The sequence below is a fragment of the Flavobacterium sp. GL_143 genome (genome assembly GCF_057834355.1).
On the sequence record NZ_CM174401.1, the window covers coordinates 1,055,762 to 1,076,980 of the forward strand.

Genomic DNA, 21,219 nt, shown 5'->3' on the forward strand with positions numbered 1-21,219 from the left:
AAACAGACAATCTGCATCAAATTACTTACATCAAATCTGTAAAATTTGTCTAACAGAGTCTACATATTTATTAGGCTCTTTCGAGTAAAATACTCACGGCATTTCCTCCAAAACCAACCGCATTTATCAATACCTTTTTTATAGGTTTCATTTGTTGTTGTGCTTCCGCAAAAGGAACTCCTATAAATGTATTGTGTTGCATCATTAAGATTGCCATTTCTACACTCAATATTCCCGAAGCTCCAAAAGTATGTCCAATCTTCCATTTATTAGTGGTAAGCAGAGGAAGTTTAGTCTCGGCAAATATCTTTTGGATTGCTTTATATTCTGTTAAATCTCCTTTTATAGTTCCTGGAGCATGCATAACAATCACATCTACATCTTCTGGATTAATTCCTTCCAGAGCCATTTTCATTGATTTTTGAAAACAAGTAGCTTCAGCAGAGATCGATATATTGTGTTCTAAAACTTCTGTAGCATATCCCACACCTATAACATAAGCAATAGCGTTTTCTTTTTCTCCAGCTTCAATACAACATACTGCAGCCCCTTCTCCCAGAACCATAGTATTTTGAGTTTTATTTAAATCGAATGCTAGATTTGGCCATTTATCGGTATTCAAATCAGCCCGAGAATAAATTTTTAAAGCTCGCATTTGTGCAATCGTAAAATCTGTTAATGGAGCTTCGCTTCCTCCAACCAAAAATTTATCAACCATTCCTGCTCTTAACCATGCCACCCCGTTTAGTAAAGCGTGTAAAGCTGTTGAACAAGTTATTGAATGCGAAATTTCTGGACCCGAACTTTGTAAATCGTGCGCTATCCAAGAAGAGATATTGCCTAATGTAGTTGTTGGAGAAGCTAATGTTTGTGCTTTTCCGGTTTCTAAATATTCCTGAAAATGTTTTTCGAATAAATCGGTAGCTCCACGAGAAGAACCTATATTAATCCCGAAAACAGCATCAGAATCCCAACCTGAATTTTTTATTGCTTCTCGAGACGCCGCCAAAGCAAACAAAACACTATTATCAAGAAATTTATATTTGATGTCCGAATTACGCACTTGTTCCACAATTTGCTTAGAATCTGTAGTAAGTGCAGCAACAGGAGTTTCTTGCTTATCTAGTTGCTGTACAGTAAAACAATGTTTGTTATTTAAGTAATTCTCCCAAATATCTTTTGGATTATTTCCTAAAGGTGAAATAGAAGAAAAGGCTGTTATGGCAATTTTTTTATTCAATGTCAATATTTTATTTAATCGAAAATTCGCAAGGTTTTAATAATTAATTAAATCCAAAAGTCTAACTAATCTAATAGTCTAAAAATCTAAGAAGTCTAAATTTATCAAACCATTTCTAGAGCTTCTTCAATAATCGAATATACCTTTTCAAGCTGCTCATCACTAATAATGTATGGCGGCAAAATGTAAACTATATTCCCAACTGGTCTTAGAACAACTCCTTTATCAATAAAGAAATTATAAAGCTTCGTTCTCATCGAACCGTAATAACTTTCTTTTGAATCAGATTTTATTTCCAATGCAAAAATAACTCCTAAAACTCTGGTTGTAATAACTTTTGAGTGATTTTTTATTTTATCCTGAAAATGTAAATGGCTTTTATTTATACGCGCAATATTAGCTTGCATTTCCTCTGTTTGTAGCAAATCGATACTTGCCAGAGCAGCAGCACATCCTGTAGGGTTAGCCGTAAAGGTATGCCCATGAAACAATGCTTTATTAATATCATCATCGTAAAACGCATCAAAAACCTCTTGGGTAAAAGTCGTAATAGCCATCGGGATAGTTCCTCCTGTTAATGCTTTCGAAAGACATATCATATCTGGGTTTTCATCCAGATAATCCATCGCAAATGTTTTTCCTGTTTTACCAAAGCCCGTCATAACTTCATCGGCAATAGTAAGAACATTATTTGCTGCACAAATCTGGATTAAAGTTGCCAATGCATCTGGCTCGTACATTACCATTCCAGCTGCTCCTTGTACCAAAGGTTCAAAAATAAATCCTGCGCAATTCTTATCTCTTATTACTTCTTTTAAAGCATCAAAACTTACTTGCTCTTGTCCTTTTACAGGAACAGGAATTCGAACAACATCTATAAACATCCCCTGAAAAGCTTGTGTATAAAATGAAATTCCACTTGCAGCCATTGCAGCAAAGGTATCTCCATGAAAAGCATTTTCAAAAGCAATAATAGTAGTACGTTTTTCTCCTTTATTAAAAAAATATTGTAAAGCTACTTTTATCGCAACTTCTACCGCTGTAGAACCATTGTCTGAAAAAAATATTTTCTGTTGGTTCTTTGGTAAAATTTCGATGAGTCTTTCACCAAGAACAATTGCTGGTTCATGTGTAAAACCGCCAAACAAAACGTGTTCCAGTGTAGTTAATTGTTTGTAAATCGCATCGGCAATAAAACGATTACTATGCCCAAAGGGGTTAACCCACCAAGAGGCAATCGCATCTATATATTCTTTATTGTTTTCGTCCCAAAGTAATGCGCCTTCCCCTCTAGAAATGGCGATAGGAACTGCTGCGGTTTTATGTTGGGTATAAGGATGCCAAAGGTATTGGCTGTCTTTTTCAGATAATGTCATTTTATTTAGAATATAGAAAATAGATTTTAGAAAGAAAAGACTAAACATCTATAGATTTTAGCAAAGATAGGAAAGTCTATTTTCTTTATTCCATAATCTCGCCTCTACATTCCATCCTCTTTCATCTACAATCTTTTCTCAATCCTCTTGCTTATGTTTCTTGTCTCTATTTTCTCCTTCTATAAACCAAGTAAATTTTCTCTAAATAAATCGGCATATTCCTTAATAACGTTTTGATCAAAATAGGGTTCTTCATCAATTCTACCAATACATTTTATTCCGGTGCTATTAATAATAATTGTTTCAGAAGATTTGTTTTCGCTTCCGCTAAAAATAATTCCTGCAATATTTAATTTTCGATTCTTCAATGCTTCAATAGTCAGCAATGTATGATTAATACTTCCTAAATAATGTCTCGAAACCACAATTACTTTATAATCTGACTGAATTAAATCAATAACAAATTCTTTATCATTTAATGGAACAAAAAGTCCTCCAGCACCTTCTACAACCAAATGATTATTGCTTATTGGCTCAACTATTTCTTTTAAATCAATAGTAACACCATCAATTTTTGCTGCCAAGTGCGGACTTGCTGGCGTATTTAAAGCATAGGCATTTTTATGAAACTGAGACTTATTATTTGAAATTCTTGATTGAACTTTTGCCGTATCTGAATTCTCTAAATCCCCTGCTTGAATCGGTTTCCAATAATCTGCCTCTAATGCTTCTACAATTATAGCCGAAGCAATTGTTTTACCAACATCGGTGGATATTCCTGTTATAAATAATTTCATAGATTGGCACACGGATAACACAGATTTAACTGATTATCACAGATTTTTTAGTTTATTTTTTATCGTTTGTATATATAATTCGCTTGAATTCTGGGTCTTCTCCAAAATTCAAGAGTAATCCAACTTCTATTTCGGTTGCTTTCAAATAATTAATTAATTGCGCTATATGGACATTCATAAGTAATTCACAAGCTTTGAGTTCAACTATAACTTTGTCCTCAACTAATAAATCTGCATAATATTCTCCAACTAATTGACTCTTAAAATAAACTCTAATTTGCTTTTGAGCTTCAACTTTGTACCCCAACGATTTTAGTTCAAAGTACATTGCGTTTTGATACACTTTCTCAAGAAAACCATAACCAAGTTGATTGTAAACTGCATAATATGCTTTTAAAATTGAATCTGTAATTTTTTTATGAAGTAAGCTAGCCATAATCAATCCGTGTTAGTCTGTAGAATCTGTATTATCCGTGGGCTAATATACGACGTTACTTAGCAAAAGCAACACTTCCGAAATTTCTTCATAAGTATTATAACTATGAATACAAAAACGCAATCTTTCCTGTCCTTCCGGAACTGTTGGTGATACGATTGCTTTTACATCAAACCCTTTATCCAGCATTTTTTTAGCAACTTCTTTTACATTTTCGTTACCAGGAATAATTGCTGATTGAATAGCCGATTTGCTTCGAACAAACATCGGTTGTAATCCTAGAAGTTTTTTTTGTTGGTTGAAGTAAACGATGTTTTGGCGTAGTTTTTCGATGGTTTCTTTTTCTATTTCCAATTGCTGATAGGCAATAAAAATAGTTGCTACGGAATGTGGAGATAATCCTGTGGTATAAATAAAACTTCTTGCAAAGTTAACGAGGTATTCTTTTAGTTCTCCTGAACCAAGAACTGCTGCTCCATGACAGCCTAAACCTTTACCAAAAGTCATTACTCTGGCAAAAACACGATTATGTAATCCTAAAAATTGCACTAATCCCTCGCCTTTTTCGCCAAAAACTCCTAAAGCATGAGCTTCATCAATAACGAGATAACAATTATATTTTTCAGACAATACTACTAATTCCTCTAGATTTGGACAATCGCCATCCATAGAAAAAACACTTTCGGTTACAATATAAATCGTATTTAAAACTATCTTCTTTTCCTTGTCTCCACTCGGAATGGCAATGTTTTGGTGTTTTAATATAAGTCTTTCTAAATCTTCAAAATCATTATGATTAAATTTATAAGATTTAGCATTCGACATCAAAATCCCGTCCCGAATAGAAGCATGACTTAATTCATCATACAAAATAACATCATTACGCTGTGGTACAGCACTAAAAAACCCAACATTGGCATCATAACCCGAATTAAAGATTAGAGCCGATTCTGACTCGTGAAATTGAGCTATAAACGTTTCTGTGATTTTATAGAGAGAATGATTCCCAGAAATTAATCTTGAACCAGTTGCTCCGTTTTTAGTACAATTGCTATCAAGCAAATATTGATGTGTTTTATTAAAAATTGCTACAGAATTTGAAAACCCAATATAGTCATTGGAAGTAAAATCAATTGATACACTAGTATATGGCAATTGCCTAAGTGCGTTATTTTGCTTTCGTACAACTAATTTTTGAATAAGATTTTCTGGTAATTTCATAGAGCAAAGTTATGAAATTGATTATCATTATTAAATAAACAGCGAGTCATATATACCCCGCAGATTATAATTTGAATTTTAAATAATTCTTGTTAATTAAAATATTTTTTCTCTAATTTTAAAACGACAAACTGACTATCTGTAATCTGTATATTACATTAAAAAGAAAAAAAAATGAAAATCATTTGTAAAAACTGTGAAACCCCACACTATTCTAGTTTTAATTATTGTCCTCAATGTAGCCAAAAAGCCAATTTACATCGCATAAATTCACATGAGGTTTTTCATGAAGCTGTTCATTATTTCACACATGCTGATAAAGGAATTTTTCAACTAATTAGAGATTTGACACTGAAAAGTGGAATTGTAGCTAAGGAATACATAAACGGAAAAAGAAAAAAATATTTCCCTCCGCTTAATTTTTTCCTCCTGATTGCGGCAATATTTGTTTTTATTTCTAATATCCCAAAAGAAGTGCCTCCTATAGATATTCAGAAAGAAAATCAGGAACTAAATAGCATCTCCAATCCTGCTCAGAAAGAAAAAATGATACATCTTTACGAACGAAAAGAAAAAATGCTTCATTTCATAAAAAAATATTCTAATCTAATGGCCATGATGGCCTTACCGCTTACTGCCTTTTTCTTTTGGCTTTTTTACAGAAAAGAAAACTACAACTACACAGAACACCTAGTCGCCGGAATGTATATGTTAGGTTTTTGTATTTTAATCAACACATTGTTAATACTACCAATATCCTTATTATTCCACCTTTCATCTAATTACTCCACAGTACTTTTTCTTCTTTTTCAGCTTCTCTATTTTACTGTTTTCTATTATAAGTTTTTAAATAAAAACACAAAACTTCAATTCGCAAAAGCTTTTACTGTAAGTGCTTTAGGAATTATTTTTTGGGGAATTGTTTCAGGATTTACTGTTAACGCCTATATCTCTAGCGGTTTTTGGGGAATCGTATAAGAAATGAATATCAATCTAAAACAAAAAAGCCAGACAAATTATGTCTGGCTTTTTCAACTTTATTCTGAATTGTCTTAGTCTGCTAAAACAATTATTTTATTGTCTTTCATCTCGATTGTTCCTGATACGATTTCTAATGTATAGGTCTTATCATTTACTTTCGTGAATTTATCTGCTGCTTCTTTAGAGAAATTGAAACTTGTTCCTACAATTTTCACAGTCCCTTTTTGTAACAAAGAAACAATCGGCGCGTGATTATTTAAGATTTGAAAACTTCCATCTACTCCTGGTAGTGTAACCGAAGTAACTTCTCCTGAAAATAATTTTGCTTCTGGTGATACTATTTCTAAAATCATCTTTTTTTAGTTTACAGTCTCAGTTAATAGTCTCAGTACTGAATACTGTGACTGAATACTGAAAACTAGATTAAGCTTCTGCCAACATTTTCTCTCCAGCTTCGATAGCATCTTGAATAGAACCTTTAAGGTTAAATGCTGCTTCTGGAAGGTGATCTAGCTCACCATCAATAATCATATTAAATCCTTTGATAGTATCTTTAATGTCAACCAAAACTCCAGGAATACCTGTAAATTGTTCCGCTACATGGAAAGGTTGAGATAAGAAACGTTGTACACGACGTGCTCTTGATACAGATAATTTATCTTCTTCTGATAACTCTTCCATACCTAGAATAGCGATGATATCTTGTAATTGTTTGTATTTTTGAAGAATTTCTTTTACTCTTTGTGCACAATCATAGTGTTCATCACCTAAAATTTGTGGAGTCAAGATTCTAGAAGTAGAATCCAATGGATCTACCGCAGGATAAATACCTAACTCAGCAATTTTACGAGACAATACTGTTGTTGCATCTAAGTGAGCAAAAGTAGTTGCCGGAGCCGGGTCAGTTAAATCATCCGCAGGTACGTAAACCGCTTGTACAGATGTAATAGATCCTTTGTTTGTAGATGTAATACGTTCCTGCATTGCACCCATTTCTGTTGCTAATGTTGGTTGGTATCCTACCGCAGATGGCATACGACCTAAAAGTGCCGATACCTCAGATCCTGCTTGTGTAAAACGGAAGATGTTATCAACGAAAAACAATACGTCTTTACCTTGATCAGTTCCTGCTCCATCACGGAAATACTCAGCGATAGATAATCCTGAAAGTGCTACACGTGCACGAGCTCCAGGAGGCTCATTCATTTGTCCGAAAACGAAAGTAGCTTTAGACTCTCTCATTCCTGGCATATCTACTTTAGATAAATCCCATCCTCCATTTTCCATAGAGTGCATGAAATCATCTCCGTATTTAATAATACCTGACTCTAACATCTCACGAAGTAAGTCATTTCCTTCACGTGTTCTTTCTCCTACTCCTGCGAATACAGAAAGTCCACCGTGACCTTTTGCGATATTGTTAATCAACTCCTGAATCAATACTGTTTTTCCAACACCTGCACCACCAAACAATCCAATTTTTCCTCCTTTTGAGTAAGGCTCAATCAAATCGATTACTTTAATACCTGTGAACAATACTTCAGATGAAGTTGATAGATCTTCGAATCTTGGTGCTGGTCTGTGAATAGACAAACCATTTTCTCCTGTTTTTGGCAAGTCCCCTAAACCATCAATTGCATCTCCGATTACATTAAATAATCGACCATATACGTCTGGACCGATTGGCATTTGGATTGGGTTTCCTGTTCCAACTACTTCATATCCACGACTCAAACCATCTGTTGAGTCCATTGATATTGTACGAACTGTATTTTCTCCGATGTGAGATTGTACTTCAAGAACTAACAATGTTCCGTCTTTTTTAGTGATTTCTAATGAATCATAAATTTTTGGAAGTTCAACATCTTTACCGTTGAAAACAACATCAACTACTGGTCCAATGATTTGGGCAACTTTTCCTATTACTTTTGACATTACTGTATGTGTTTATTAAATAGCTATTTAGGTTTAACGAAAATACCTCTTTTTTCAGAGCGCAAAGATAATTTTTAAAATATAAAATCAATAACTTTTTTTTAGAAAAATACTATATTTTTATCAGTTTACAAAAATAAGTACATCGATTGCATAAAAGTCCATCTTTACAAGGAGATAAAAAAACCACCACATTGTTAAAATGGGTGGCTTTCCTACTAAAAAAAATTGGCTTTATTGTAATATTGCTGGATATTGAATTGGATAAGTAGACAAATCAACATGTCGCAATGTGGAACCATACTTTGCATTAATGGCATCTATAAAGATATTAGCAATTAACCCGTACCCTCGTGCACTTGGATGAATTCCGTCAAGCGAAAACGCCCCTCCTGTTACATAAGCGGATGTCATATTAAAATTTCCGAAATTAAGACCTCCATTAGATAATTTTGCCATAACAGTTCTTGTATCGACAAAAGCTAACCCTTTTTCCTTAGCGATTGCTTCAATTGTTATGTTATAAGCATCTGTCGCTGTACTAACTTCTTTTACTTCATCTTTTGACAACACCCAATTATCTGCCAACGGTACCGACAAACCATTTACTTTTGTTGGATCTCCACCAACTGTAGTACCTATAAATGCTCTGGAAGTCAAGACCATGAAATCTTCTTTTGTAGCTTGCCTGTAAGATGGAAGCCCGTATGCACTAAGATCTGTCAAATAACTATCTACAATAACAACTGCATTACCATTTCCAGCTGCAAATTTTACTGTACGACGAGCCGCTTCGGCTTCAGTTAGCAATTTATTTTTAACCATCGTTAACAAACCTGCATTATAAGTAGCATATCCAGAATTTAATAGTGCTACCAAAGGAGCTGTTAGCGCAGCTGGATTATAAGGAACAGTTGTAAAATAAGGCAATGCATTTACGTAAGGTAAATTTGCTACTACCCCTTTAGCTCCCCCTGCCGTTAAACCTCCAACTAAAGCTGTATACACATTTGCAAATACAGTAGGATCCGTAATATCATCACTACCATAAGTAGCTGGATTAGGATTCCCTTTTTGATCTTTTCCTGCTCCCCCTGATGTTGCATAACTTAAAACATCGTTTCCTCCTATAAATAAAGAGAAAAAAGTAGGCTTTTGATCTGTAGCATCCTTCAAAATAGTAGTTCCTGGTACAGTAGCGAACCGAACAAAATATGGATTTGCTGCACCTAAAGATAACCCTGCAGGATTACCATATCCTGGCGCTATTAAATGAAAGCTTTTTGCCCCAGGAACACCCAGGTTATTAAAAGGTCCCGTTATGTGCGCCATAACTTCAGTTGTGGAAGCAAATGGTACGGGCGCAATCTTTGGCGTACCATCTGGATTAAATCCTAATATTGCAAATCTTGGTGGAAATTTTGGATTTGGAACACCCCCAAATAACAACCCTCCAACATTATCCGAAGTCAACGGCGTTTTAAAGTCCCCACCCCCAGCAGCAATAAACTGCTGAGATAATATATTAGCATAAGAGCCTCCCTGTCCTTTTATAAATAAGGCTCCATCACTATATCCTGCTGCAAATGAATCCCCCAAAGCTACATACTTTGTAAAAACTGCCGAACCTGGTGTTACTGGAACTTCTGCTGGCGTTGTATCTTCATCATCGTTATTACATGCTACAAAGGCTAATGAAACCAATAGTAGCCATTTAAAATTTTTTATCATGATTTGTTATTTTAATACATTAATATTCATTTTCCCAAAACTTCTTAATTCAACAAGAAGTACTTAATTATATATCTATAATTTTTATGGGTTAATTGTCCATGAAGCAAACCATTGTTGCCCTATTAAACCTGCTCCTACAACCTGAATATAATCTTTTCCAAAAATATTTGTTGCTCCAACCTTGATAACCGATTTCAACTTAGGAATTCCGTAATTTACCTGAGCATCAAATACCGTATTCTCCGGAACCATTCCATCTGCGAAAGATGCCTCCCATAAATACTCTGTATTCCATCTTATATTCATGTTAAACCCAAAATTTTTAAATAATTTCGAATTTCCTAACGAACCTTTGATTCTATGTTTTGGAGTATTAAAACCTGCAACAAATCCAGGATCTTTTGACTGATCAAAATTAAATTGTGAATAGTTGTAGTTAACACCAACCTCAAAATCTTTATATACTTTTTTAGATAAACCAACACCAACACCAAAAGAGGTAATTTGCGCACTTGTATTTGTATAAACCTGATAAACTCTTCTATCTCCAAATGCCAACGCTTGGTAACTTTGTAATACCGCTGGATTAGTCATATCCGTTCCCACCGTTCCATAATACGGACTAATTACTCGAGCTGTATTCATGAAATTATCATAGATATTATAATATGCATTAAGATCAATTGAAAAATCTCTTACTACTGAGCGATACCCAACCTCAAAAGCTTGCACTTCTTCTGGTTTTACCAAACCAATATTAGCTACTTGTAAATCTTTAGGATTTCCCGAAGCTGCAAATGCTTGTACAGAAGCTACAGTATATGCATTATGATAAGCATTTTGTCCACTCATTTCTATCTGAGCAGGATTACCTGCAGCTTGACCAGCAGGACTAACATCTCTAATTTCTGTAAAACGATCAAGATTTTCTGCAGCAGAACCAATTAATGCAAATGGCCCTAAATCCAGACCAATATATTGATCTTGAGTTGTTGGATTTCTAAAACCTGTTTGATAAGAAACTCTAAAATTATGAACTCTTGTTACTCCTGCTGAATATACAAATGCTACCCTTGGAGATATATTCCCTTTAAAATTCTGACTTTTGTCATAACGAACAGATCCAGTAAATTTCAATCTATCATCCATCCATTTTTTTGCCAATTGCGTATAAGCACCATATTCTTTATAATTTAAAGGTCCGTCATAATCTGTAAAAATTGTTCCTTCAGAATTCATTAAATACTCTCTCCAAGAGCCCCCAACTTGAATTTCAGCAAATTTGATAAGGTCTTTAAAATTATAATTCACATCTGAATGATATAATTTCGAGTGATCAATAAATTTAGCTCCTTGTGTTAAATCTGGATTACTTACCACATTAGCAAATGCACTTTTAAACTGAGGAGAACCTGGTTCAAATCTTGCAGATCTTGGAGCACTTGGATTATTAGGATCAATATTTGGTGATAGACCTAAACCTGGCGAAACGTTATAATCTGCAAAATTTCTAGCATAATTTGCAGCATCATTTGCATTAAGACCTAATACTGCCGATGATAATTGAAATGATTTAGCATAATCTGTAAACCAGTTTGTATCTGATTTAGCTGCTCTATTTACATTCCAACCAGCAAAACGCATATCATACGAATCTCCAGCATCTTCTGTAGTCATATAAACTCTCGCAAAAAAATTCTTTCCTTTAATTTCTAATTTGGTTTGATCCATAAAGAAATTTTTCAAAGAATATCTATTTGCTCCTTGATAAATAGTACTTCCTACACCTACCTTATATTGAAGTATAATCTCGGTTTCACTTTCCCATGGTTTAAGATGCATAGCAAAATCTGCCTTTATACTTTTAGATTTATTATCATTTAAATCTTTTTCATGATATCCCGTTCTACTTACCTGCCCTACATTAGAAAGAAACGTAGTTACCTCATCTCCATAAATATTTAATCCATCATAATTTTGATTATTTGCATGACCAATAGTACCTCCAGTCATACTTCTTTGATCATCAGCAATCCACTCAGTAGCGCTTATATAATTAAAGTTTGCCTTCAGTGCAAAATGTTTGGTAAATGCTGTAGCCGCTCTAAACCCAAAATCAACATAATCATTTGTCCCTGCAACATCCTGAGATGTTTGACCGTATTTAAAATAAGTACTAATCCCTTGATTTGTAAAAGGACTTTTACTATTCATAAACAAAATACCATTAAAAGCATTAGCTCCATAAAGTGCAGACGATGCTCCAGGTAAAAGCTCTACACTTGCAACATCTAAATCATTTAGACCAATTAAGTTCCCTAATACAAAGTTCAATGCAGGAGATGAATTATCCATACCATCAACCAATTGCATAAAACGAGTATTAGCAACAGTTGCAAAACCTCTCGTATTTACCGATTTAAACGAAATACTACTAGTATTAAAAATAACCTCTTTCATATTCTCCAATCCTTCGTAAAAAGACGGAGCGGTTGTATTTCTTATTTCCTGAAGCCCCATTCTCTCAATTGTAACAGGCGACTCAATAATTCTTTCTGGAGTTCTCGAAGCTGAAACTACAATCTCGTTTAACATTGTTCTTTCTTCTGCTAACGACACAATAACTTTTTGCGAAGCCGAAATAACATTAACCGTTTTCGTTTCATAGCCTACTGCCGTAACCTTAATTGTAAAAGGAAAAATTTTTGAGGACTTTAAAGTAAATGATCCGTCAAAATCAGTAGAGGTACTACTGGACTCTCCAACAACGTTAATATTAGCCCCTGGAATCGATTGATTTTTATTATCGGTAACGGAACCTGAAATTGTACTCTGCGCAAAAGAAACGCCGCAGAAGAACAATGATAGAATAAGTAAATACATTCTCATTTGGTTAGATTTAGTTGGTTTATATTGCCAAAGTACAAATATTTTTGATATTACTAAAAATTTGTTAAAAAAAATTAATTTTCTTTATTTTTTTAGCAACAAAAATACATTTTTCATATTGCTGTTTTTTAAACTTTTGACAACTATAAAGCCCTAACTCATTGAAATATACTATGCATACATATTATTTTTAACAAAAAATTGAATATTCTACAAAAATGAATTCTTAATTTTTTGACATAAAAAAAAGCGAGATATAAATCTCGCTTTTTCAAACACTTATGTTTTATTTTTTGTTTTACTCTACAGTAACTGACTTAGCCAAGTTTCTTGGTTGATCAACATTACAACCTCTCATAACTGCTATGTGATAAGATAAAAGTTGCAACGGAATTGTAGTAATTAATGGCGATAAAGCATCTGATGTTTCAGGAATTTCAATCACATAATCCGCTAATTCACGTACTTGTGTATCTCCCTTAGTAACTACAGCGATGATTTTTCCACTTCTGGATTTTATTTCTTGAATATTACTTACAATTTTATCGTAATGTCCTTGCTTAGGCGCAATTACAATTACTGGCATTTGCTCATCTATTAAAGCAATTGGTCCGTGCTTCATTTCTGCCGCAGGATAACCCTCAGCATGGATATACGAGATTTCTTTTAGCTTTAAAGCTCCTTCTAGCGCCACAGGAAAGTTATAACCTCTTCCTAAGTACAAACAATTTGGAGAATCTTTAAAAACAGCTGCAATTTCTTTAGCAACATCATTAGTTTCTAAAACTTCTTTTACCTTGTCTGGTATAAGCTCTAATTCTTGTAAATATCTATGAAAATCTGGATTAGACAATGTTCCTTTTGCTTTTGCTAAACGCAAAGCAATCATTGTTAACACAGTAATTTGAGTTGTAAATGCTTTTGTAGACGCAACTCCAATCTCTGGACCTGCATGAGTATAAGCACCTGCATGAGTTTCTCTAGAAATAGATGAACCAACAACATTACAAACACCAAATACAAATGCCCCATGTTCTTTTGCTAATTTAATAGCAGCCATTGTATCTGCAGTTTCTCCCGATTGAGAGATTGCAATAACAACATCTGTTTTATTGATGATAGGATTACGGTATCTAAATTCCGAAGCATATTCAACCTCTACCGGAATTCGGGCAAATTCCTCAAAGATATATTCTGCAACTAAACCTGCATGCCATGAAGTACCACAAGCAACAATAATAATTCTGTCAGCATTAAGAAATTTTTCCAAATTATCTTCAACACCTGCTAGCTGAACAATTCCTTCATTTGCATGAAGTCTTCCTCTATACGTGTCTTTTATAACGCTTGGTTGTTCGTATATTTCTTTAAGCATGAAATGGTCATAACCTCCTTTTTCAATTTGCTCCAAATTCATTTGAAGTTCTTGAATATAAGGATCAACCAAAGAATCATCTTTAATTTTTCTGATTTTAATAGGCTTATGCAATCTGATATTAGCCATTTCACCATCTTCCAGATAAACTGCATTTGTAGTATATTCGATAAAAGGAGAAGCATCAGATGCAATAAAATATTCACCTTCTCCAACACCAATTGCTAACGGGCTACCTAATCTGGCAGCAACAATTTCATTTGGATTTTTTCTATCAAATACTGCAATAGCATAAGCACCTACAACTTGGTTTAATGCAACCTGAACTGCTTTACCTAGTTTAAGATTTTCTTGTTTTTGAACATCTTCAATCAAATTCACCAATACTTCAGTATCAGTATCAGAATGAAAAATGTACCCTCTTTTTTTCAACTCTTCTTTAAGCGGAGCATAGTTTTCAATAATACCATTATGTATTATCGCCAAGTCTCCTGAGTTTGACAAATGAGGATGCGAATTCACATCGTTAGGAACACCATGTGTTGCCCAACGCGTATGTCCTATTCCTATAGTTCCGTTTGTCGTAAAATTATCTTTAGCCTTAGCTTCAAGATCCGAAACTTTACCTTTTGTTTTACAAAGTTTAACTGCTTCTCCGTCATATAACATAACGCCAGCACTATCATATCCTCTGTATTCGAGTCGTTTTAGTCCTTTAATTACAATAGGATACGCCTCTCTATATCCTATATATCCAACAATTCCACACATATCTATTTAAATTAATTTGGTTTCGTGTAGTAAATCTGAAGTTTCAATCTCTTATCAGCTGCCGCAGGAGTTCCTCCATAAAGAATTGTCCCTAACGGATTCAAAACGGATGCTCTCGGAGCTGCAGTAAAAGGAATTTCAGGCCTAGCAGTTAATTTTTTATCTGAATCCCTTAATTTATTAGAAGTGATTGTATTTATATCCTCTGTAACTACTATCCCCATCTTTACATTAGTTGAATCCTTATATTTTATCAAATTTCTAACATGATTAGTAATTCTGATTTTATAACTGGTACCTCTTTTACTTGTTGGATCAACATTTATAATACCACTAAAAATCTGTTTTGCTTTTTTTACATCAGTAGAAGCACTTGGAGTTCCATCATTATAATAATCAACAATAGGTCGATTATTATTAAAATCGTACAAATAAATTCTGTTTGGTTCTGAGCTATTCTTCATAGCATCCGAATCAATATTAAAAACTAAATTTGCTTCATTAATCAACCACCCTTTACTTCTAATTTCATCCAACTCTCCTGGCGCAAAAAGCTCTAACACTGCCATTGATCCTTCTCCTCCTTTTAAATACAGCTTATCATCACCTGTAACTTTAGGAGTAGTTATTGCAGTATTATAATTAGGACTTGTATTACTTTGATTTAAAAGATTTACAGTATTACCAGTTAAATTAAGAACAAGCGTTTTTGACTCCATTGTTTCCTCTGGATCTGTTGTTATAACAGTCTTTGCTTTATAATAAATTGTTATTTTACCTTTCTTAAAATCCATCATTGCCATATTTCCAGGATCGCTACCAGATTTATCAATATTAAAATATAATCCTCTGAAATAATTTTTAAAAACATCATTTGTAGCTAAATTAGATGCTGAAGCTTTTAAAATTCTATCTTCAAAATAAGTTTTATCTAATTTTAATCTCATTGCTGGAGCACTCCTTGTAACAGTCACTTTTCCAGTGGCATCACTAGTACTTTCTCTAATTTCACTTGAACTAAAAACAAATGCATCATTATTCAATGGATTTGAAGCATTATTCAAACGACTAGCAACTTTAGCATTATAAAAATCAGAATTTTGATTCGTATAAAAAAGCTGCTTATTTTGAAAATTATTACTTGGATCTAAATCCGCCATATAATAACCCGACTCATAAATACTTAGCTTTATTTTAGACAAATCAGGACCATATATTGAATCCAATTTATAAACACTACTTCCATCTGTATTTTGCGCCGTCATATGACTAAAATATGGAACACTTAACACAATACTATCCGCAACTGGGCTTGCGCCAATAACCGGAGCCACAGCTGCTAATGTCAACTGAGTAGCAAAATTAGCCGTTGTAATACCAAATGCTGGATTATCATAAATCCCTAATTGATTTATATTTAAATTATTAGATTGTATTGGAAATATTTGTTGATTATAAGCTACAACATTTGAATTATATATCGCTAAATCAAAGTGATTATCACCAATTAAATCATCACCAATAACATTGAAATCCTTATCGCAAGAATATAAAAGAACAACGCTTGCAACTAAAAGTATTTTCTTAAAAAAAGAAGTATTATACATGTGTAATAAAAAAGTTAAATTTTAAAGAATCTCGTTTTTATAAAAATTTGTATACGCTTCTGCGAATGCATCTTTTGCGGCGAAAGGTAAAAAAGGTTTTCCCGAAGATTCTATAAATTTTGTTAAACTTGAAGATAGGTTATTTGAAGCTATAATTACTCCATCAGAATGAAGAATACTTGCCTTTAAAATATTTTCATAATTTGGAATCTCTAAGTCTGAAACGGCTTCATGTGGAATACCATCAAACTTTACTTTCTTAATCATTTCAGGGTCCAATGTTTCATCAAACGATTGCGTATAAACAGACGTTACAATTTTGGTTTCAGAAAATAACGCTTCATGTTTATAATAATGTTTCATATAAATAGGCAACATTGCAGCCATCCATCCATGTACATGAATAATATCTGGAACCCAGTTTAATTTCTTAACGGTTTCAACAACTCCTTTTGCAAAGAAAATTGCTCGTTCGTCATTATCTGGATACATCACGCCTTCTTCATCGGCAAAGGTCGCTTTCCTTTTAAAATACTCATCGTTATCTATAAAGTAAACCTGAATTCTCTCCTTTGGGATAGATGCTACCTTAATAATCAATGGCATATCTAAGTCGTTCACTACCAAATTCATGCCTGAAAGCCTGATTACTTCGTGCAACTGGTGTCTTCTTTCATTGATATTCCCATATCTTGGCATGAAAATTCTTATCTGTCCACCTTGATCGTTAATCATTTTTGGCACATCATAAGACATTAAAGAAACCTCATTTTCAGCCAAATAAGGCACGACTTCAGATGATACATACAATATCCTCTTATCTTTCATAATAGTAATTTGCTTAATTTTTGGTAATAAAAACGATGCAAAATTACAAAATTTTATGCAGTTATTAACTAATATATTATGTTTGCACTAAATTTTAATAATACCACCATGCATATTTTCTACGGTAAAGTTGCTTTAATAGCTTATTTAAAAACTATTAAAACCGAAAATTCGAGTGTTGGTTTCGTACCAACCATGGGCGCTTTACACCAAGGTCACCTAGCATTAATGCAACGATCATTGAACGAAAATGATGACACAGTTGTAAGTATTTTTGTAAATCCAACACAGTTTAACAACCAAGAAGATTTAGCAAAATACCCCCGAACTCTAGACGAAGATGTAAAAAAAATGCGCACATTAAGCGATAAAATAATTTTATACGCTCCAACTGTCGAAGATATTTACGAAGGTCATACTGTTTCTCAATCCTTTGATTTTGATGGATTAGAAAACCAAATGGAGGGAAAATTCAGACCTGGGCACTTTAATGGTGTAGGTACAATTGTAAAACGTTTATTCGAGATTATCACTCCTACAAACGCTTATTTTGGAGAAAAAGATTTCCAGCAATTACAAATTGTAAAGAAAATGGTCGAAAAAAACCATTTACCTGTAAATGTAGTTGGTTGTCCTATTTTTAGAGAATCAAACCAATTAGCAATGAGTTCCAGAAACGAACGTTTAACACCCGATGAACGTCAGGAAGCTGCTATAATTTACAAAACCTTAACCGAAGCAAAAGAAATATTTCAGACTAAAAGTCCCGAAGAAACAATTGAATTTGTAGAAAATTCCTTCAAAGACAATGATAAGTTTGAATTAGAATATTTCGTAATTGCCGATGAATCTACATTATTACCTATAGAACACAAAAATAAAGACAAAAATTACCGCGCATTTATAGCAGTATTTGTTAATTCTATTAGGTTGATTGACACTATTTCATTAAATTAATTTACTTTTGTAGCATGCAAATTCAAGTAGTAAAATCAAAAATACACCGTGTAAAAGTAACTGGAGCCGATCTTAATTATATTGGCAGCATTACTATTGACGAAGCCTTACTAGACGCCTCAAATATTATTGAAGGTGAAAAAGTAGCAATTGTGAACATCAATAATGGCGAACGTTTTGAAACGTATGCTATTAAAGGAGAACGAAATTCGGGCGAAATAACCCTAAATGGTCCTGCAGCAAGAAAAGTACAAAAAGATGATATCATCATAATCATTTCTTACGCAACATTGGAGTTTGAAGAAGCCAAAACCTTCAAACCATGGATCGTTTTCCCAAATGAAAATGACAATTCGTTGACATAAATCCATTTCTTAACAAATAAAATCATCCTTTTTCAAAGTTAAAATTTGTAAAAGGATTTTTGTCGTATCTATAAGCCAACTAAACAACATTGCTTTGCCAATTTGCAATTAACAAGTATTAAATAAGAAAAATAAAGTACTATATTGCTACTCTATTTTAACAATCTTAAAATTTCAGAAATCCCAAATTATGAAAAAAGTTTACCTACTACTTCTTTTTATTTCAATTACAGCTTTTTCTCAAAGAAAAACAGAAACAATTAATTCAACATCATTAGGAGAAACAAGAACCATTACTGTAGAATTACCTGCTTCTTACGAAAATAATAAAACCAGAAATTACCCAGTTCTTTATTTATTCGATGGAGAATATCTTCTTGATCCATTTAGTGGTGCTTTAAAATATGGTACCTATTGGGATGATTTACCAGAAGTTATTATTGTAGCTATTCATCAAAATAAAAATGATGAACGCGAAGACGATTCTACCTTCGACGGAATTAATGGTTTACCTTTTGAAAAAGGAGCTGAATTTTTCGAATTTGTCGCGGGAGAAGTAATCCCTTTAGTGGAAAGAAAATACCGCACAGCCCCGTTCCGAATTATTGCTGGTCATGGTGTAACTGCAGGTTATTTGAATTTTTTCTTGTATAAAGAAGTTCCTTTGTTTAATGCCTATATCTCTATGAGTCCAGAATTGGCAACTCAAATGGAAGTGCGTGTTCCTGAAAAATTTGCTAAATTAAAAACACCTTTATTTTATTATCTATCGGCTGCCGATGGAGATGTTAAAAAGACAAAAGAACCTATTCAAAAACTAGATCAAAACATCAAAATAGCCAACAATCCTTTAATAAATTACAAATACGATTTATTTAAAAATACGACTTATTATTCAGTGGTTTTATACTCGATTCCAAATGCTTTAAATCAAATTTTTGATGCATACAAACCTATAAATTTAGCTGAGTATAATGACAAAATAGTTATTCTTAAATCTGGTTATGTAGATTATCTAAGAAACAAATACGATATCATCACAAAAACATTAGGTGTAGAAATGCCTGTTCGAATGAATGATTATATAGCAGTAGAAACCGCTATTTTAAAAAACAATGCTTACGACGAATTGGGTATATTAGCCGAAATCGCCAATACAAGCTATCCTAAAGCAATGCTAGGCGAATATGAATTAGGATTGATGTATGAAAAAATGGGTGATGCAAAAAGAGCTTCAAAAAAATATCAAAACGCTTCCCAAATGGAACCTATTGGTAAATTAAACAAAGACTTGATGTATGACAAAATAGATGAAATGAACGGTCTTATTAAAAAGAAATAATGTCAAAAGTTAAAACAACATTTTTTTGCCAGAATTGTGGCGCCCAATATTCCAAATGGCAAGGGCAATGTAATTCGTGCAAAGAATGGAATACCATAGCCGAGGAAATTATCCAAAAACAAGAAAAAGTTGCTTGGAAGAGCGAACCTACACCTAGTGGAAAGGCTCCTCGCCCTTTACGAATAAACGAAATAGATTCGACTCAGGAAGTTCGTATGGACACAACTGATGGTGAATTAAACCGTGTTCTTGGTGGTGGTATTGTTCCTGGTTCATTAACTCTTTTAGGAGGAGAACCCGGAATTGGAAAAAGTACACTTTTACTTCAAGTTTCATTACAACTACCCTATAAAACTCTATATGTTTCGGGAGAAGAAAGCCAGAAACAAATAAAAATGCGTGCCGAAAGAATCACGCCAAATGGTGACAATTGTTACATTCTTACCGAAACCAAAACACAAAATATCTTCAAACAAATTGAAGCCATTCAGCCCGAAATAGTAATTATCGATTCTATCCAAACGCTTCATACGGATTATATCGAATCAACAGCCGGAAGTATTTCTCAAATTAGAGAAACTACTGCTGAGTTAATCAAGTTTGCCAAAGAAACCAATATTCCTGTTATCCTGATTGGGCATATTACCAAAGACGGAAACATAGCAGGTCCTAAGATTTTGGAACACATGGTAGATACCGTTCTACAATTTGAAGGAGACAGAAATCATGTATATCGTATTTTACGATCACTTAAAAACCGTTTTGGATCTACTGCCGAATTAGGAATTTACGAAATGCTGGGAAGTGGCTTAAGAGAAGTAAGTAATCCGTCTGAAATATTAATTTCGCACAAAGACGAAGAATTATCAGGAACAGCAATCGCTTCGACACTCGAAGGAATGCGTCCGTTAATGATCGAGATACAATCCTTAGTAAGTACCGCAGTCTACGGAACACCTCAACGAAGTACTACAGGATATAATGCCAAAAGATTAAACATGATTTTGGCTGTTTTAGAAAAAAGAGCAGGATTTCGCTTGGGAGCAAAAGATGTATTCCTGAATGTAACCGGAGGAATTTCTGTAGATGATCCTGCGATAGATCTTGCTGTAGTTGCAGCTATTTTATCCTCAAATGAAGATATTCCTGTAACTAAAGGTTTTTGTTTTGCAGGAGAAGTTGGTTTATCAGGTGAAATTCGTCCTGTAAACCGAGTTGACCAACGCATACAAGAAGCAGAAAAATTAGGATTTTCGACTATTTTTGTATCTAAGTACAATAAAATTGCATTAAAAAATACAGGAATAAAAATTGAGCTTGTTGCTAAAATCGAAGATGTAGCCAGTATTCTTTTTGGCTAATCCA

17 protein-coding genes are annotated in these 21,219 nt (G+C 33.6%); 5 read left to right on the plus strand and 12 right to left on the minus strand.

Annotated features, from left to right (window positions below; all coding sequences use genetic code 11):
- Nucleotides 1-70: 70 nt before the first annotated feature.
- The 5 genes from AC3IPI_RS04440 to AC3IPI_RS04460 all read right to left on the minus strand — a co-directional run bounded on the left by AC3IPI_RS04440 (nt 71) and on the right by AC3IPI_RS04460 (nt 5,070).
- On the minus strand, nt 71-1,240 hold the full coding sequence (locus AC3IPI_RS04440; protein WP_489157397.1) for a beta-ketoacyl synthase N-terminal-like domain-containing protein: 1,170 nt from the start codon (nt 1,238-1,240) through the stop codon (nt 71-73).
- A gap of 104 nt (nt 1,241-1,344) precedes the next feature.
- Nucleotides 1,345-2,616: an adenosylmethionine--8-amino-7-oxononanoate transaminase gene (gene bioA / locus AC3IPI_RS04445; protein WP_489157399.1), complete on the minus strand. Its 1,272-nt coding sequence runs from the start codon at nt 2,614-2,616 to the stop codon at nt 1,345-1,347.
- Between the two features lie 179 nt (nt 2,617-2,795).
- On the minus strand, nt 2,796-3,413 hold the full coding sequence (gene bioD / locus AC3IPI_RS04450) for a dethiobiotin synthase (RefSeq protein WP_489157401.1): 618 nt from the start codon (nt 3,411-3,413) through the stop codon (nt 2,796-2,798).
- Between the two features lie 52 nt (nt 3,414-3,465).
- Entirely contained in the window at nt 3,466-3,849 is a 384-nt protein-coding gene (locus AC3IPI_RS04455; RefSeq protein ID WP_489157403.1) for a GxxExxY protein, read from the minus strand.
- 42 nt (nt 3,850-3,891) lie between these two features.
- A complete protein-coding gene (locus AC3IPI_RS04460; protein ID WP_489157405.1) occupies nt 3,892-5,070 on the minus strand; it encodes an aminotransferase class I/II-fold pyridoxal phosphate-dependent enzyme in 1,179 nt (392 codons plus the stop codon).
- 174 nt (nt 5,071-5,244) lie between these two features.
- On the opposite strand from AC3IPI_RS04460, the gene AC3IPI_RS04465 reads away from it, so the two are divergent.
- A complete protein-coding gene (locus AC3IPI_RS04465) occupies nt 5,245-6,048 on the plus strand; it encodes a DUF3667 domain-containing protein (protein ID WP_489157407.1) in 804 nt (267 codons plus the stop codon).
- A 74-nt stretch (nt 6,049-6,122) separates the two neighbouring features.
- Here AC3IPI_RS04465 and AC3IPI_RS04470 read toward each other — a convergent pair whose 3' ends face one another.
- The 7 genes from AC3IPI_RS04470 to AC3IPI_RS04500 all read right to left on the minus strand — a co-directional run bounded on the left by AC3IPI_RS04470 (nt 6,123) and on the right by AC3IPI_RS04500 (nt 17,190).
- Nucleotides 6,123-6,404 carry a F0F1 ATP synthase subunit delta/epsilon gene (locus tag AC3IPI_RS04470; RefSeq protein ID WP_039113235.1) on the minus strand — a complete coding sequence of 94 codons (282 nt, stop codon included), beginning with the start codon at nt 6,402-6,404 and terminating at the stop codon, nt 6,123-6,125.
- Nucleotides 6,405-6,474: 70 nt separating this feature from the next.
- Nucleotides 6,475-7,986, minus strand: a complete 1,512-nt coding sequence (gene atpD, locus AC3IPI_RS04475) for a F0F1 ATP synthase subunit beta (protein WP_039113236.1) — start codon at nt 7,984-7,986, stop codon at nt 6,475-6,477.
- 234 nt (nt 7,987-8,220) lie between these two features.
- Entirely contained in the window at nt 8,221-9,717 is a 1,497-nt protein-coding gene (locus AC3IPI_RS04480; protein WP_489157410.1) for an SGNH/GDSL hydrolase family protein, read from the minus strand.
- An 84-nt stretch (nt 9,718-9,801) separates the two neighbouring features.
- Nucleotides 9,802-12,609 carry a TonB-dependent receptor domain-containing protein gene (locus AC3IPI_RS04485; protein ID WP_489157412.1) on the minus strand — a complete coding sequence of 936 codons (2,808 nt, stop codon included), beginning with the start codon at nt 12,607-12,609 and terminating at the stop codon, nt 9,802-9,804.
- Between the two features lie 298 nt (nt 12,610-12,907).
- On the minus strand, nt 12,908-14,755 hold the full coding sequence (gene glmS, locus AC3IPI_RS04490) for a glutamine--fructose-6-phosphate transaminase (isomerizing) (protein ID WP_039113239.1): 1,848 nt from the start codon (nt 14,753-14,755) through the stop codon (nt 12,908-12,910).
- A gap of 11 nt (nt 14,756-14,766) precedes the next feature.
- Nucleotides 14,767-16,362: a BamH family beta-barrel-assembly machinery protein gene (gene bamH / locus AC3IPI_RS04495; RefSeq protein WP_489157414.1), complete on the minus strand. Its 1,596-nt coding sequence runs from the start codon at nt 16,360-16,362 to the stop codon at nt 14,767-14,769.
- A gap of 21 nt (nt 16,363-16,383) precedes the next feature.
- Nucleotides 16,384-17,190: a glycogen/starch synthase gene (locus tag AC3IPI_RS04500; protein WP_039113242.1), complete on the minus strand. Its 807-nt coding sequence runs from the start codon at nt 17,188-17,190 to the stop codon at nt 16,384-16,386.
- Between the two features lie 78 nt (nt 17,191-17,268).
- Between AC3IPI_RS04500 and panC the strand changes: the two genes are divergently transcribed.
- The 4 genes from panC (at nt 17,269) to radA (ending at nt 21,215) form a co-directional block, all read left to right on the plus strand.
- Nucleotides 17,269-18,147 (plus strand): pantoate--beta-alanine ligase, encoded by an 879-nt coding sequence (gene panC, locus AC3IPI_RS04505; RefSeq protein ID WP_086894966.1) that lies wholly within the window; start codon nt 17,269-17,271, stop codon nt 18,145-18,147.
- A 14-nt stretch (nt 18,148-18,161) separates the two neighbouring features.
- Nucleotides 18,162-18,512, plus strand: a complete 351-nt coding sequence (gene panD / locus AC3IPI_RS04510) for an aspartate 1-decarboxylase (protein WP_035623468.1) — start codon at nt 18,162-18,164, stop codon at nt 18,510-18,512.
- Between the two features lie 190 nt (nt 18,513-18,702).
- Complete coding sequence (locus AC3IPI_RS04515; protein WP_489157417.1) at nt 18,703-19,854, plus strand: alpha/beta hydrolase; 1,152 nt, start codon at nt 18,703-18,705, stop codon at nt 19,852-19,854.
- Entirely contained in the window at nt 19,854-21,215 is a 1,362-nt protein-coding gene (gene radA, locus AC3IPI_RS04520; protein WP_039113245.1) for a DNA repair protein RadA, read from the plus strand. Before AC3IPI_RS04515 ends, radA begins: the two co-directional genes overlap by 1 nt.
- Nucleotides 21,216-21,219 lie beyond the last annotated feature (4 nt).